The sequence below is a fragment of the Streptomyces sp. NPDC053560 genome (genome assembly GCF_044544605.1).
GTDB lineage: Bacteria > Actinomycetota > Actinomycetes > Streptomycetales > Streptomycetaceae > Streptomyces.
The window spans coordinates 1-16,042 of record NZ_JBITXI010000030.1; the positions used below are offsets into that span (position 1 = coordinate 1).

General features: G+C 75.5%; 2 protein-coding genes. Both read right to left on the reverse strand.

What is annotated here, in order from left to right:
• A partial coding sequence (locus tag ACIGQF_RS38385; RefSeq protein ID WP_399720726.1) for a type I polyketide synthase occupies positions 1 to 9,549 on the reverse strand: 9,549 nt, incomplete at its 3' end.
• Positions 9,550 to 9,568: 19 nt separating this feature from the next.
• Positions 9,569 to 16,042, reverse strand: a 6,474-nt coding sequence (locus ACIGQF_RS38390; protein WP_399720729.1) for a type I polyketide synthase, incomplete at its 5' end; no start/stop codon positions are given.

Consider the following 16,042-nt stretch of genomic DNA (forward strand, 5'->3'; position numbering starts at 1 on the left):
CCGCGCACCCGAAGACTCCAGCTCCGCCACCAACTCCACCGCACCGGCGGCCTCAAGACCACGCCGGCTGGTCAGCAGCAGATTACGGACACCGTAGGTGCCGACGAGGTGGCGGGCGAAGAGCGCGCCGAGACCGCCGGTGCCGCCGGTGACGAGGACGGTGCCCTCGGGGTTCCAGGCGATGGGGCCGGTGGGCTCGGCGGGCGGTGCCAGGCGGGCCAGTCGGGGGGCGTAAGGCTGTCCGTCGCGCAGCAGAAGCTGCGGTTCGCCGGAGCCGAGTGCGGCGGCCAGGGCGGCGTCCGGTGCCTCGGTGCCGTCCAGGTCGAGCAGGCCGAAGGTGCCGGGGTTCTCCGTCTGCGCGGAGCGTACGAGGCCGTGGACCGCGGCGGCGGCGAGGTCGGTGGTCCGGGTGTCGTCGTGGGCGACGGCGCCGCGCGTCACGAAGACCAGCCGGGAGCCGGCGAGCCGGTCCTCAGCGAGCCACTGCTGTACGAGCGCCAGCGCGGCGGTGGTGGCGGCGTGCACGGCCTGCGGGGTGTCGCCGTCGCTCGCGGTGTGCACCGGAGCGAGGACGGTGCCGGGTACGGGCGTCTCCGCCGCGAGGAGCTCGTCGAGGGTCTCGTACCGAGGCGCGTCGGTGCCGTCGAGTGCGGTGGCGAGCAGGCCGGTGTCCGGGCCGAGGAGGGCGGGACGCTCGGTGGTGCCGCTCTCCGCCGGCTCGACCGGAGTGGGGTCGAGCCGGAAGAGCGCGTTGCGGATGAGGGCGGCCGTGGTGTTCAGCTGCTGGTCGCCCACGGGGCGGGCGAGGAGCCGGGTGACCGAGGCGACGGCGTGGCCCGCCGGGTCGGTGACGGTGACGCACAGGCCGTCCGTTCCGGCGGGGGCGAGGCGCACGCGCAGGGCGGTGGCGCCGGACGCGTGCAGCGAGACGCCTTCCCAGGAGAACGGGAGTCCGGCCTCGGCGTCGTCGGCGAGAAGCGCGGTGTGCAGGGCGGCGTCGAGGAGCGCCGGGTGCAGGCCGAAGGCGGCCGCGTCGTCGGCGACTTCCTCGGGCAGCGCGACCTCGGCGTACAGGACGTCGCCCGAGCGCCAGGCGGCGGTCAGGCCCTGGAAGAGCGGGCCGTAGGTGAAGCCGCGGTCGGCGAAGCGCTCGTAGCAGGCGTCGGTGTCCAGCTGCTCGGCCCCGTCGGGCGGCCACACCTGGGTGTCGAACTCCGGCGCGTCCGGCGCGGTGGTGGCGAGCACGCCGGTGGCGTGCAGCGTCCAGGCCGCGTCGGGGGCGTCCTCGGGGCGGGCGTGGACGGTGACGGTGCGGCGGCCGGTGTCATCGGTGGCGCCGACGCGGACCTGTATGCGGACCGCACCGGTGGCGGGGAGGGTGAGGGGCGCGGTGAGGCCGAGTTCCTCGATGTGGCCGCAGCCGACCTCGTCGCCGGCGCGGATCGCCAGTTCCACCAGCGCGGTGCCCGGGAGCAGGACGGTGCCCTGTACGGCGTGGTCGGCCAGCCAGGGGTGCGACTGGAGCGAGAGGCGCCCGGTGAAGAGAGCGCCTTCGCCTTCGGGAAGTTCCACGGCGGCACCGAGCAGCGGGTGACCGGCCGCTCCCAGTCCAGCGGCGCGTACGTCGCGGGCTTCGGCGGCTCGGGCGGTGGGCCAGAACCAGCGGTGCTGGAAGGCGTAGGTGGGCAGGTCGACGCGGACCGCTCCGGTGCCGTCGTAGGCGGAGGTCCAGTCGGCGTCGATGCCGAGGACGTGGAGCCGGCAGAGGGCGGTGACGACGGCATCTTCCTCCGTGCGGTCCTTGCGCAGGAGCGGGACGGTGGTGGCGTCGTCGGGTGCGGATTCCTGGGCCATGGCGGACAGCACGCCGTCGGGGCCGAGTTCGACGAAGGTGGTGACGCCCTGTTCGCCGAGGGTGCGGATGCCGTCGGCGAAGCGGACGGCATCGCGGACGTGGCGTACCCAGTAGTCGGGCGAGCACAGTTCGTCGGCGGTGGCGAGGGTACCGGTGAGGTTGGAGACGAGCGGGACGGCCGGGGCGGAGAAGGCACAGTTCTCCACGACGGCGCGGAACTCGTCGAGTATGGGCGTCATCAGCGGCGAGTGGAAGGCGTGGCTGACGCGCAGCCGGCTCGTGCGGCGGCCCTGGTCGGCGAAGTGCCGGGCGATGGCGAGCGCGGCGTCCTCGGTGCCGGAGACGACGACCGAGGCGGGGCCGTTGATCGCGGCGATGGACACGTCGTCGGTGAGGTGCGGGAGCACCTCGTCCTCGGTGGCCTGGACGGCGATCATCGCGCCGCCCTCGGGCAGCGACTGCATGAGCGCGGCGCGGGCGACGACGAGGCGGCAGGCGTCGGGCAGGGAGAGGACGCCGGCGACGTGCGCGGCGGCGATCTCGCCGATGGAGTGGCCGCCGACGAAGTCGGGGGTGACGCCGAAGGAGGCGACGAGGCGGTAGAGGGCCACCTCGATGGCGAACAGGGCGGGCTGGGTGAAGCCGGTGCGGTCGACGAGCTGGGCGTCCTGGCCCCAGATGATGTCGCGCAGGGAGCGGCCGAGTTCCGCGTCCAGACCGGTGAGCACGGTGTCCAGGGCTTCGGCGAAGACGGGGAAGCGCTCGTAGAGCACCCGTCCCATGCCGAGGCGCTGGGAACCCTGGCCGGAGAAGAGGAAGGCGGTACGGCCGCGGGTCCCGGTGCTCCGCAGTACGGCGGGGTCGTCCTCGCCGGCGGCGAGCGCGGCGAGCCCGCGCAGGGCATCGGCGCGGTCGGCGGCCAGGACGGCGGCGCGGTGGTCGAAGGTGGTGCGGGTGGTGATCAGCGAGTAGCTGATGTCGAGCGGGCACAGCTCGGGGTGGGCCTCGACGTGCCGCAGCAGGCGGGCGGCCTGGTCGCGCAGGGCGTCGGCGGACTTGGCCGACACGGACCACGGGATGGCCGGGATCTCCTCGACGGGGCGGCGCGGGGGCGATGTGGTGGCGTCGGCCGGCGGCTGCTCGATGATGACGTGGGCGTTGGTGCCGCTGATACCGAAGGAGGAAACGCCGGCGCGGCGGACGCGGTCGCCCTCGGGCCAGGCGGCCGGCTCGGTAAGCAGTTCGACGGCTCCGGCGTCCCAGTCGACGTGCGAGGACGGGGCGTCCACGTGGAGGGTGCGCGGCAGCGTGCCGTGCCGCATGGCCATCACCATCTTGATGACGCCCGCGACACCGGCGGCCGCCTGGGTGTGGCCGATGTTGGACTTCACCGACCCCAGCAGCAGCGGGTGCTCGGGGTCGCGGTCGCGGCCGTAGGTGGCGATGAGCGCCTGTGCTTCGATGGGGTCGCCCAGCGTGGTGCCGGTGCCGTGCGCCTCGACGACGTCGACGTCGTCGGTGGAGAGGCCGCCGCTGGCCAGCGCCTGGCGGATGACGCGCTGCTGCGACGGGCCGTTGGGGGCGGTCAGGCCGTTGGAGGCACCGTCCTGGTTGACGGCGGAGCCGCGGACGACCGCGAGGATCCGGTGGCCGTTGCGGAGGGCGTCGGACTGGCGCTCCAGTACGAGCATGCCGGCGCCTTCGGACCAGGCCACGCCGTCCGCGGCCTCGGCGAACGCCTTCGAGCGGCCGTCGGGGGCGAGGCCGCGCTGCCGGGAGAACTCCACGAAGGTGCTCGGCGTCGACATGACGGTGACACCGCCGGCGAGCGCGAGGGAGCACTCCCCGGCCCGGAGTGCCTGGGCGGCGAGGTGCAGGCCGACGAGGGAGGAGGAGCAGGCGGTGTCGACGGTGACCGCGGGGCCTTCAAAGCCGAAGGTGTACGAGACGCGGCCGGAGGCGACGCTCGGTGCGCTGCCGTTGCCGCGGAACGCCTCGTACTCGTCGCCGGTGAGGGTGGTGCCGTAGTCGTTGTACATGACGCCCGCGAAGACGCCGGTACGGCTCTCGCGCAGCGAGTGGGGGTCGATGCCGGCGCGCTCGACGGCCTCCCAGGACAGTTCGAGCAGGAGGCGCTGCTGGGAGTCGGTGGCCATGGCCTCGCGCGGGCTCATGCCGAAGAAGTTCGGGTCGAAGGAGCCGGCGTCGTGCAGGAACCCGCCGGCGCGGACGTAGGTGTGACCGGGGCGGTCGGGGTCCGGGTCGTAGAGGCCGTCCAGGTCCCAGCCGCGGTTGACCGGGAACGGGCCGGTGGCGTCGGCGCCCTCGCTGACCAGGCGCCACAGGTCCTCGGGCGAGGCGACGCCGCCCGGGAAGCGGCAGGCCATGCCGACGATGACGATCGGGTCGTCGGCGGTGACGGCAGGGGCCGGGAGCGGGGTGGCGGCCGGGGTGTCGTCGGTGGTGCCCAGGAGTTCCTCGGCCAGGTGGCCGGCGAGGACGCTCGGTGTCGGATAGTCGAACACCATCGTGGCGGGGAGCCGCAGGCCGGTCACGGAGTTGAGGCCGTTGCGCAGCTCGACGGCGGTGAGCGAGTCGAAGCCGAGGTCCTGGAACTGGCGGCCCGCTTCGACCTCGGCCGCGTCGGCATGCCCCAGGACCTGGGCGATCTGGGTGCGGACCAGGTCGAGGAGGGTCTCGCGGCGGGCCGCCGTGTCGAGTCCGGCGAGGCGCTGGGCGAGGCCGTCGGCGGTCTGGGAGACCTGTGCGGCGGTGCGGCGGGCGGGGATGCGGATCAGGCCGCGCAGCAGCGGCGCGACCTCGCCCTGGGTACGGAGGACGGGCAGGTCGAGGCGGACCGGGGCGAGGGTCGGGACGCCGGCGGCGAGGGCGGCGTCGAAGAGGGCGGTGCCCTGCTCGACGGTGAGCGGCGGCATGCCGGAGCGGGCGATGCGCTCCACGTCCACGTCGGAGAGGGACTTGGTCATGCCGACGCTCTGGGTCCATGGGCCCCAGGCCAGTGCGGTGGCGGGCAGGCCCGCGGCCGCGCGGTGGAGAGCGAGGGCGTCGAGGAAGGCGTTGCCCGCCGCGTAGTTGGCCTGGCCGGGGCTGCCGAGGGTGGCGGCGACGGACGAGAACAGGACGAAGGCGTCCAGGCCGAGGTCGCGGGTCAGCTCGTGCAGGTGCCAGGCGGCGTCGGCCTTGGGCCGCAGGACGGTGTCCAGGCGCTGCGGGGTCAGCGAGCCGATGACGCCGTCGTCGACGACGCCCGCGGTGTGCACGACGGCCGTCAGCGGGTGTGCGGCCGGCACGGTGGCGAGCAGGTCGGCGAGGGCTCCGGGGTCGGAGACGTCGCAGGCCGCAACCCGTACGTCGGCGCCGTGTCCGGCCAGTTCGGCCACGAGGTCGGCCGCGCCGTCGGCGTCGGGGCCGCGGCGGCTGGCGAGCAGCAGGTGGCGTACGCCCCGTTCGGCGACGAGGTGGCGGGCGAGCACGCCGCCGAGGCCGCCGGTGCCGCCGGTGATCAGGACGGTGCCGTCCGGGTTCCAGTCGGCCGGCTCGGCGGGCGCGGGGACGCGGGCCAGGCGGGCGGTGAGCACGTCGGTGCCGCGTACGGCGAGGTCGGGTTCGTCGTACGCGGCGGCCAGGGCGGCCGTCACGACCTCGGGCGCCTCGCGGGTGGCGGACGCGTCGAGGTCGAGGAGGGAGAGGCGGCCGGGGTTCTCGGTGCGGGCGGTGCGGATCAGGCCGCCGACCGCCGCGGCGGGGAGGTGGGTGCCGTCGGTGGCGCCGCGGGTGACGATGACGAGGCGGGCGTCCGCGAAGCGGTCCTCGGACAGCCACCGCTGGGTGCGGTCCAGGGCGGCGGCGGTCAGCGCGCGGGTGGCGTCGGGGACGGGGGCGTCCGGGTCGGCGGCCGCGACGGCGAGGACGAGGTCGGGGACCGGTCCTTCCGCGGTGGCGAGGTCGTCGAGGTCGGAGTGTGGGGTGACCTGGACGCCGGTGGCGCGCAGGGCGTCGGTGACGCCGACCGGGTCGGGGCCGACCACGGCCACGGCGGCCGGGGTGTGGGCGGGCCGGTTGCGGAGGGGGGTCAGGTCGACGTGGAAGAGGGAGTCGCGGTGGACGGAGGTGGTGTCACCGCGTGTGTCGGCGGGAACGGCCCGCGAGACCAGGGAGTCCACGCTGAGGACGGTGCCGCCGGCGGTGTCGTACACCGCGATGGACACGGTGTCGGTACCGGCGGCGGTGATCCTGGCGCGGACGGTGGTGGCGCCGGACGCGGCGAGGGAGACGCCCTCCCAGGCGAACGGCAGGCCGCCGCGGCTGATGGCGCCGAGGTCGGCGTAGGCGGCGGCGTGCTGGGCGGCGTCGAGGAGGGCGGGGTGCAGCCCGAAGTCGGCGGGGTCGGTGCCGGCCTCGTCGGGTAGTGCGACCTCGGCGTACACCTCGGCGCCGCGGCGCCAGGCGGCGCGCAGGCCCCGGAAGGCGGGGCCGTAGTCGAAGCCGAGCCCGGCCAGGCGCTCGTACGCGCCGTCGAGGTCGACCTCTTCGGCGCCGGCGGGCGGCCAGACGGTGGCGTCGAAGGCCGGGTCCGGCGCACCGCCGCCGGTGGTGAGCACACCGGTGGCGTGCTGCGACCACGGCAGGTCGAAGCCGTCCTCGACGCGGGAGAAGATGCCGAGGGTACGGCGTCCCGCGCCGTCCGGTGCGCCGACGCGGACCTGGAGCTGGACGCCGCCGCGCTCGGGCAGGACGAGCGGCGCGGCCAGGGTCAGTTCCTCGACGCGGTCGCACTCGACTTCGTCGCCGGCACGGATGGCCAGCTCGACGAAGGCGGTGCCGGGCAGCAGGGCGCGGCCCTGCACGCCGTGGTCGGCGAGCCAGGGGTGGCTCTGTACGGAGAGCCTGCTGGTGAAGAGGTGGCCCGCGCCGTCCGCGAGCTCGACGGCCGCGCCGAGCAGCGGGTGGCCGGCGGCACCGAGGCCGGCTGCTGCCACGTCCTGGGCGGCGCGGCCCGCGGCCGGCCAGAAGCGCTGGTTCTGGAAGGGGTAGGTGGGCAGGTCGGTGCGGCGGGCGCCGGTGCCGTCGAAGAGGGCGGCCCAGCGGACGGTGGTGCCGCGGACGTGGACCTGGGCGAGGCCGGTGAGGGCGGCCTGCTCCTCGGGGCGGTCCTTGCGCAGCAGCGGTACGGCGGCCACGCCGTCCGGCAGCGACTCCTGGGCCATGGCGGACAGGACGCCGTCCGGGCCGAGTTCGAGGATCGTGGTGACGCCGCGGCCGGTGAGGGCGGTGACGCCGTCGGCGAAGCGTACGGCCTCGCGGACGTGCCGGACCCAGTAGCCGGGCGAGCACAGGTCCGCGACGTCGGCGACGGTGCCGGTGAGGTTGGAGACGACGGGGATGCGCGGCTCGTGGTAGGTGAGGCCCTCGGCGACGGTACGGAAGTCCGCGAGCATCGGGTCCATGAGCGGCGAGTGGAAGGCGTGGCTGACCCGCAGCCGGGTGGTCTTGCGGTCCTGCGCGGCGAAGTGCGCGGCGACGGCTTCGACGGCGTCCTCGTCACCGGCCACGACGACGGAGGCCGGGCCGTTGACGGCGGCGATGGAGACGCGGCCGGTGAGGTGCGGGGTGACCTCGTCCTCGGTGGCGCGGACGGCGAGCATGGCGCCGTCGCGCGGCAGTGTCTGCATGAGGCGGGCGCGGGCGGCGACCAGCGTGCCGGCGTCCGCCAGGGAGAGGACGCCGGCGACGTGCGCGGCGGCGATCTCGCCGATGGAGTGGCCGCCGACGAAGTCGGGGGTGACGCCGAGGGAGGCGACGAGGCGGTAGAGGGCGACCTCGACGGCGAACAGGGCGGGCTGGGTCCAGCCGGTCTCGTCGAGGAGGGCGGCGTCGGCGCCCCAGACGACGTCGTGCAGCGGCCGGTCGGTGTGCGCGTCGAGCACGGCCGCGGCCTCGTCGAAGGCCTCGGCGAACACCGGGAAGCGCGCGTACAGTTCGCGGCCCATGCCCAGGCGCTGGGAGCCCTGGCCGGAGAAGAGGACGGCGGTGAGCCCCTCGCCGGCGACGCCGGAGGCGATCTCGGTGGCGCCTGCCGGGTCGGTGGGGTCGGTCAGCAGGACGGCGCGGTGCTCGAAGGTGGCGCGGCCGTCGGCCAGCGAGTAGCCGATGTCGAGCGGGGTGGCGTCCGGTGCGCCGGCGAGGTGGGCGACGAGGCGCTCGCGCTGGTCGTCGAGCGCGGCGGCGGTGCGGGCGGAGAGCGGCCACGGTACGACGGCGGGCCGTACGGTGGGCTCGGCGGCGGGCTCCTCGGGGGCAGCGGGGGCCTGTTCGAGGATGACGTGCGCGTTGGTGCCGCTGATGCCGAAGGAGGAGACACCGGCGCGGCGGGAGCGCCCGGTCTCGGGCCAGTCGGTGGCTTCGGCCAGGAGCTCGACCGCGCCGGCGGTCCAGTCGACGTTGGTGGTGGGCTCGGCGGCGTGCAGGCTGCGCGGCAGTACGCCATGGCGCAGCGCCATGATCATCTTGATCACACCGGCGGCGCCGGAGGCGGCCTGGGCGTGGCCGATGTTGGACTTGACGGAGCCGAGCCACAGGGGGCGTTCCCGGTCCTGCCCGTACGTGGCGAGCAGCGCCTGGGCCTCGATCGGGTCACCGAGGGTGGTGCCGGTGCCGTGCGCCTCGACGGCGTCCACATCGGCGGCCGTAAGGTGCGCGCTTTCCAGCGCGGCGCGGATGACGCGCTGCTGGGAGGGGCCGTTGGGCGCGGTCAGGCCGTTGGACGCGCCGTCCTGGTTGATGGCGGAGCCGCGCAGCACGGCGAGGACCGGGCGGCCCTCGCGCTGTGCGTCGGACAGCCGCATGAGGACGAGGACGCCGGCGCCCTCGGCCCAGCCGGTGCCGTCGGCCGCGTCGGAGAACGGCTTGCAGCGGCCGTCGGCGGCCAGGCCGCTCTGGGCGGTGAAGGAGACGAAGGGGCCCGGGGTGGCCATGACGGACGCGCCGCCGGCCAGGGCCATGGAGCACTCGCCGCCGCGCAGGGCCTGGACGGCCCAGTGCATGGCGACCAGGGAGGAGGAGCAGCCGGTGTCGACGGTGACGGCGGGGCCCTCGGCGCCGAGGGTGTAGGAGAGCCGGCCGGAGATGACGCTGGCGGCGTGGCCGGTGGTCGAGTAGACCTCGACGTCCTCGTCGGATGCCTTGATGACCTCGCCGTAGTCCTGGCCCGTGGTGCCGACGAACACGCCGGTCCGGCTGCCGCGCAGGGTCGACGGGTCGATGCCGGCCCGCTCCAGGGCCTCCCAGGTGATTTCCAGGAGGATGCGCTGCTGCGGGTCCATGGCGACGGCCTCGCGGGGCGAGATGCCGAAGAAGCCGGGATCGAAGCCGGCGGCGTCCTCGACGAAGCCGCCGACCTGGGCGAGGCTGCTGCCCTCACCGCCGCCGGCCAGCCGCTCCAGGTCCCAGCCGCGGTCCTGGGGGAACGGCCCGATGACGTCGCGGCCCTGGGCGACGAGGTCCCACAGGTCCTCCGGCGAGGCGACGCCGCCGGGGAAGCGGCAGCCGATGCCGACGACCGCGATGGGTTCCACCGCCGCCGCCACCAGTTGCTCGTTCTGGCGGCGCAGCCGCTCGATCTCCTTCAGGGACGACCGCAGTGCCTCGACGTACTTGTTCGGGGGCGTGCTCATCGTGTGCTCCAGCTCTCTTTCAGTTCGCCGAGTTCTCGGTGGCCAGCCGGAGCAGGGCTTCGGCGTCCATGTCGTCGAGGGAGTCCGCTTCGCCGGCCGCCTCGGGGGCGGGGTCCTCGGCTTCGTCGGAGGTGGCGAGTTTCAGCACCATGTCGAGGAGGCCCGCCTTGCGGAGCCGTCCGATGGGGACGGTGGCGAGCGCCTCGCGGATGCGGGCGTCGGGGTCGTCGGCACGGCCGGTGTCCGCGGCATCGGGTGCGTCGCCGAAGAGCAGCGAGCCGATGTGCCGGGCGAGGGCCGTGGGGGTCGGGTGGTCGAAGACGAGGGCCGCCGGCAGGGGCAGTCCGAGGGCGGCGCGCAGCCGGTTGCGCAGTTCGACAGCGGTCACGGAGTCGAAGCCGATGTCGCGGAAGGCGCGGCCGGCCGGGACGGCGTCGGCTGCGTCGTGGCCCAGGGTCGCTGAGGCCTCGGCGCGGACGGCCTCGACGAGCGCGCGGCCGCGTTCGACGGTCGGCAGCTCGGTGAGGCGGCGGCGGAGCGGCGGCAGTGCCGTGTCCCCGTCGGCGCCGGACGCCGCGTCCGGCTCGTCGGCGAGGGCCCGTACGGCCTCCGGCACCGTGCCGATCAGGGGGCTGGGACGGCTCGCGGTGAAGCTCGGCGCGAACACCTCCCAGTCCATCAGGGTGACGGTGACCGCTGTGTCGTCATCCTCCAGCATCTGCTGGAGCGCGCCGATCGCGTGGGCCGGTTCCATGGCCAAGACGCCCTGGCGGTGGAGGCGTTCGTGGACCTCGGGGTCGGTGGCCATGCCGACCTCGCCCCAGGTGCCCCAGGCGACGGACGCCGCGGTCAGGCCGAGGGACCTGCGGTGCGCGGCGAGCGCGTCGAGGTAGGCGTTGGCGGCGGCGTAGCCGGGCTGGCCGCCGCTGCCCCAGACGGCGGCGCCGGACGAGAAGAGCACGAACGCGTCCAGGTCCAGGTCCGCGGTCAGCTCGTGCAGGTGCCGTGCGGCGGTCAGCTTCGAGCGCAGCAGCGCGTTCAGCTGGTCCAGGGTCAGCTCCGCGACCCGGGCGTCCCCGTCGGCCACCCCGGCGGAGTGGAAGACGGAGGTGAGCGGCCGGTCGGCGGGGAGGTCCGCCAGGAGCCCGGCGAGCGCGTCGCGGTCGGCGGCGTCGCAGGCGGCGATGGTGACGTGGGCGCCCAGTGCCTCCAGTTCGGCGCGGAGTGCGGCGGCGCCGGGGGCGTCCTCGCCGCGGCGGCTGGTCAGTAGGAGGTGCTCGGCGCCGTGCTCGGCCATCCAGCGGGCGACGCGCCCGCCGATGCCGCCGGTGCCGCCGGTGACCAGGCAGGTGCCGTGGCCACGCCAGCGGCGCTCGGCCCGTGGCTCGGCCGGTGCGGCGTGCACCAGGCGGCGGGCGAGAACCCCGGAGGCACGGACCGCGAGCTGGTCCTCGCCCTGCGGGTCGGCGAGCAGGCCGGTGAGACGGGCGGCCGAGCGGGGGTCGAGCGTGGCCGGCAGGTCGATCAGGCCGCCCCACCGGTCGGGGTGTTCGAGCGCGACGACCCGGCCGAGGCCCCACAGCGCACCCTGCACCGGGTTGCTGAGGGTGTCGTCGCGGCCGGCGGCCACGGCACCTCGGGTCAGGCACCACAGGGGCGCGGTCAGATCCGCGTCACCGAGCGCCTGGAGCAGGACCAGGGTCTGGCCCAGTCCGGTGGGTACGGAGTCGAAGTCGGGGTGCGGTTCCTCGGCGGCGGCCAGCAGGGAGACGACCCCGGCGAACTCCTCGCCTTCTTCGACCAGTTGCGCGATCTGCGCGGCCCACGCCACCCGGTCGGCGCCCTTGGCCTCGAAGCGGACGGTGTCCGTGCCGAGCGCGGCGAGCGCGGCGGCCACCCACGGGGTGTCGGCATGGTCCGGCGGGACGGCCACGAGCAGGCGCCCGGTGGCGGCCGGGGCCGGTTCTCCGACGCGCGTCCAGTCGACGCGGTAGCGCAGTTCGTCGACGCGGGCGCGGGCCTGGGACCGGGACCGCCAGGCCGACAGGGCGGGCAGCACCGCGCCGAGCGCGGACCGCCCTTCGTCGGCCGGGACGCCCAGCTCGCCGGCGAGCCGGGCGAGGTCCTGGCTCTCCACCAGCTCCCAGAACGCGGTGTCCGACGCGTCGCCGCCCGCCGGGGCCTCGGCCCTCGGCTCGGGCCAGAAGTCCTGCCGCTGGAAGGGGTACGTCGGCAGGCTCACCGGCTCGTACGCGGAGTGCGCGAAGACAGTGGTCCAGTCGACGGCGGCACCCCGGGTGTGGGCCTCGGCCAGCGACACGAGGAAGCGCTTGAGGTCGCCCTCGTCGCGGCGGAGCGAGCCGAGGACCACCGCCGCCTCCGCGCCGGCCTCCTCGGCGACGGCCTCCTGCGTCTCCTGGATCGGGGCGGCGAGCACGGGGTGCGGGCTGACCTCGATGAAGACGCGGTGCCCGGCGGCGAGGAGGGCGCGGGTGGCCTCCTCCATACGGACGGTCTGCCGCAGGTTGGTGTACCAGTAGGCGCCGTCGAAGGCGGCCTCCTCCAGGCGCGCGCCGGTCACGGTCGAGTAGAACGGCACGTCGGGGGCGTGCGGACGGACCGGTGCGAGGACGCGGGCGAGTTCGTCGCGTACGGCTTCGACGTGCGGGCCGTGCGAGGCGTAGTCCACGGACACCTTGCGGGCGCGGACGCCGCACTCGCGGCAGGCGGCGAGCAGCTCGTCGAGCGCGGCGGCGTCACCGGAGACGACCACGGAGGAGGGGCCGTTGACGGCGGCGACGGACAGTGCCTCGTGCCAGGGGGCGAGCAGTTCGGTGACGCGGTCGACGGGGGCGGCCACCGACATCATGCCGCCGAGCCCGGACAGCCGGGGCAGGGCCTGGCTGCGCAGGGCCACGACACGCGCGGCGTCCTCCAGGCTGAGCGCCCCGGCGATATGGGCGGCGGCGATCTCGCCCTGCGAGTGGCCGACGACGGCGGCGGGCTCGACGCCGTGGGAGCGCCACAGCGCGGAGAGCGCCACCATCATCGCGAACAGCGCGGGCTGTACGACGTCCACACGCTCCAGGAGCGCCGGGTCGGCGTCGCCGGACAGGACGTCGTGCAGTGGCCAGTCGACGTACGGGGCGAGGGCGGCGGCGCAGTCGTCGACGGCGGCGCGGAACACCTCCGAGCCGGCCAGCAGTTCGCGGCCCATCCCCCACCACTGGGAGCCCTGCCCGGGGAAGACGAAGACGGGCCCGGTGGCGCTCTCGCCCGCGGTGCCGGTGACCAGCCCCGGCGCGGGGGTACCGGCGGCCAGTGCCTCCAGGCCGCGCAGCAGCTCAGCGCGGTCCTCGCCGAGGACGACGGCGCGGTGGTCGAAGGCGGCGCGGGTCGTGGCGAGGGCGTGACCGACGCGGGCGGGCGACAGGTCGGGGGCGGCTGCGGCCGAGGCCAGCAGGTGGGTGGCCTGGGCGCGCAGCGCGGCGGCTGACTTGGCGGAAACCAGCCACGGCACGACCGCTCCGGCGTCCTCCGTGGCCTCGGCCGGCTCGGCCGTTCCGGCCGGCTCGGCGGGCGGTGCCTGCTCCAGGAGCAGATGGGCGTTGGTGCCGCTGATGCCGAAGGAGGAGACACCGGCCCTGCGGGGGCGTCCGGAGTCGGGCCACTCGGTGCGCTCGCGCAGCAGCTCGACGGCGCCGGTGTCCCAGTCGACGTGGCTGGACGGCGCGTCGAGGTGGAGTGTGCCGGGCAGGACGCCGGCGTCCATGGCCATGACCATCTTGATGACGCCCGCGACGCCGGCCGCGGCCTGGGTGTGGCCGATGTTGGACTTCACCGAGCCGAGCCGCAGCGGGCGCTCCGGGTCGCGGTCCTGCCCGTACGTCGCGAGGAGCGCCTGGGCCTCGATCGGGTCGCCGAGCTTGGTGCCGGTGCCGTGCGCCTCGACCGCGTCCACATCGGCCGCGGTGAGGCCGGCGTTGGCGAGGGCCTGGCGGATGACGCGCTGCTGGGCCGGGCCGTTGGGGGCGGTCAGGCCGTTGGAGGCGCCGTCCTGGTTGATCGCCGAGCCGCGGATGACGGCGAGGACCGGGTGGCCGTTGCGCCGGGCGTCGGAGAGCCGCTCCAGGAGGACCACGCCGACGCCCTCGGCGAGGGTCATGCCGTCGGCGGCGTCGGAGAAGGGCTTGCAGCGGCCGTCCTTGGCGAGCGCCCGCTGCCGGCTGAAGCCGACGAACGCGTGCGGTGTCGCCATGACCGCGGCGCCGCCGGCCAGCGCGAGGGAACTCTCACCGCTGCGCAGCGACTGCGCGGCCAGGTGCAGGGCGACCAGCGAGGACGAGCAGGCGGTGTCGACCGTGACGGCCGGCCCCGTGAGGCCCAGCAGGTAGGACACTCGCCCGGACAGGACGCTGGCGGCGGTGCCGGTCACCATGTGCGTCTCGGCGCCCTCGGTTCCGTTCTGCACGGTGTGGGAGTAGTCCTGGTAACTGGCGCCGAAGAAGGTGCCGGCCGAGCTGCCGCGCAGCGACTCGGGGTCGATGCCGGCACGCTCGAAGGCCTCCCAGGACGTCTCCAGGAGGAGCCGCTGCTGCGGGTCCATGGCGACGGCCTCGCGGGGCGAGATGCCGAAGAAGGCGGCGTCGAAGGCGGCCGCGTCGTGCAGGAAGCCGCCCTGCACGGAGTACGTGCGGCCCTGCCGGTCGGGGTCCGGGTCGTAGAGCGCGTCGGCGTCCCAGCCGCGGTCGGCGGGGAACTCCGAGATGGCGTCGGCGCCGTCGAGCGCGAGCCGCAGCAGCTCCTCGGGGGTGTCGGCGCCGCCGGGGTAGCGGCAGCTCATGCCGATGACGGCGATCGGGTTGTCGTCGGCGGGCGCGGCCGCTGCGACCGTCCGCTGCCCTGCCGCGCCCGGCTCCCCGAGCGCCTGCGACTTCAGGAAGCCGGCCAGCGCGACGGGGCTGGGGTGGTCGAAGACCATCGTGGAGGGCAGGCTGAGCCCGGTGCCGGCGGCGAGGCGGTTCCGCAGGTCGACGGCGGTGACCGAGTCGAAGCCGAGGTCGCGGAAGGCGCGCCGCTCCGGGAAGGACTCCCCGGAGGCGTGGCCGAGCACGGCAGCGGCCTCGTTGCGCACCAGGTCGAGCAGGAGCCGGTCCTGCTCCGCGTCGGAGAGGCCGTGCAACCGGGACGCGAGGTCGCTGGTCGCGGCGTCCGCGATGGCCGGCGCGGCGAGCGCGGCGAGGCGGGCCTGCACCTCGGGGATGCGGTCGAAGAGGTGGGAGGGGCGGGCGGCGGTGAAGACGTCGTGGTACGTCTCCCAGTCGATGTCCATGAGGCCGATGACGGTCTCGTCGTCGTCCAGGGCGCGCTGGAGGGCGTTGAGCGCCACCTCGGGGTCGAGGTACTCCAGGCCGCTGCGGCGGATCTGGTGCGGGTCGGCCAGCTCGCGTTCGAGGTCGTCGGGCCACTTGCCCCAGTGGATCGAGGTGGTGCGCAGGCCGCGGGCGCGGCGCTGCTCGGCGAGCGCCGACAGGTAGGCGTTGCCGGCCACGTACGCGGCGTGCGCGCCGCTGCCCCACATGCCGGCGGTGGAGGAGTAGAGGACGAAGTCGTCCAGTTCGGCGTCGTCGAGGAGTTCGTCGAGGATCCGGGCGCCGGTGACCTTGGCGTGCACGACCTCGGAGAGGGCGTCCACGGTGGTGTCGGCCAGGGCGGACAGCTCGATGACGGCGGCGGTGTGGACCACCGTGCGGACGGTACGGCCCTCGGTCTTGAGACCGTCGAGGAGTGCGGCGACCGCCTTCCGGTCGGTGATGTCGCACGCCGCCAGGGTCACCTCCGTCCCCGACTCGGCGAGTTCGGCGACGAGTTCGGCGGCGCCGGGGGCGTCCGGGCCGCGGCGGCTGACGAGCACGAGGTGCTCCGCGCCGCGCCCGGCGAGCCAGCGGGCCAGCTGCGGGGCGAGGGTGCCGGAACCGCCGGTGACCAGCGTAGTGCCGCGCGGCCGCCAGGTGCGGGCGGTGCCGCGGCCCGTGCTGTCGGCGCGGACGATGCGGCGGGCCAGCACGCCGGAGGGGCGGATCGCGAGCTGGTCCTCGGCGCCGAGCCGGCCGGCGAGCGCGGCGGCGAGCCGCTGGGCGGCGCGGGCGTCGAGGGTGTCCGGCAGGTCGACGGTGCCGCCCCAGCGCTGCGGGTGCTCGACGGCGACGGTCCAGCCGACGCCGGCGATCTGGCTCTGCAGGGGCCGGGTGACGGGGTCGGCGGGGCCGGTGGCGAAGGCGCCGCGGGTGAGGAACCACAGCGGCGCCATGATGTCGGCGTCGCCGAGGGCCTGCGCGAGGGACACGGTGAGCGCCAGGCCGCGGGTGAGCCCCGGGTGGCGGGTGCTGTCGTCCTCAGCCTCGGCGAGTACGGAGACGACGCCGGTGACGTCCTCCGCCCCGGCCAGACGCTCGGCCAGCACCGTGCGGTCGGCGCACGCCTCGTCCAGGAC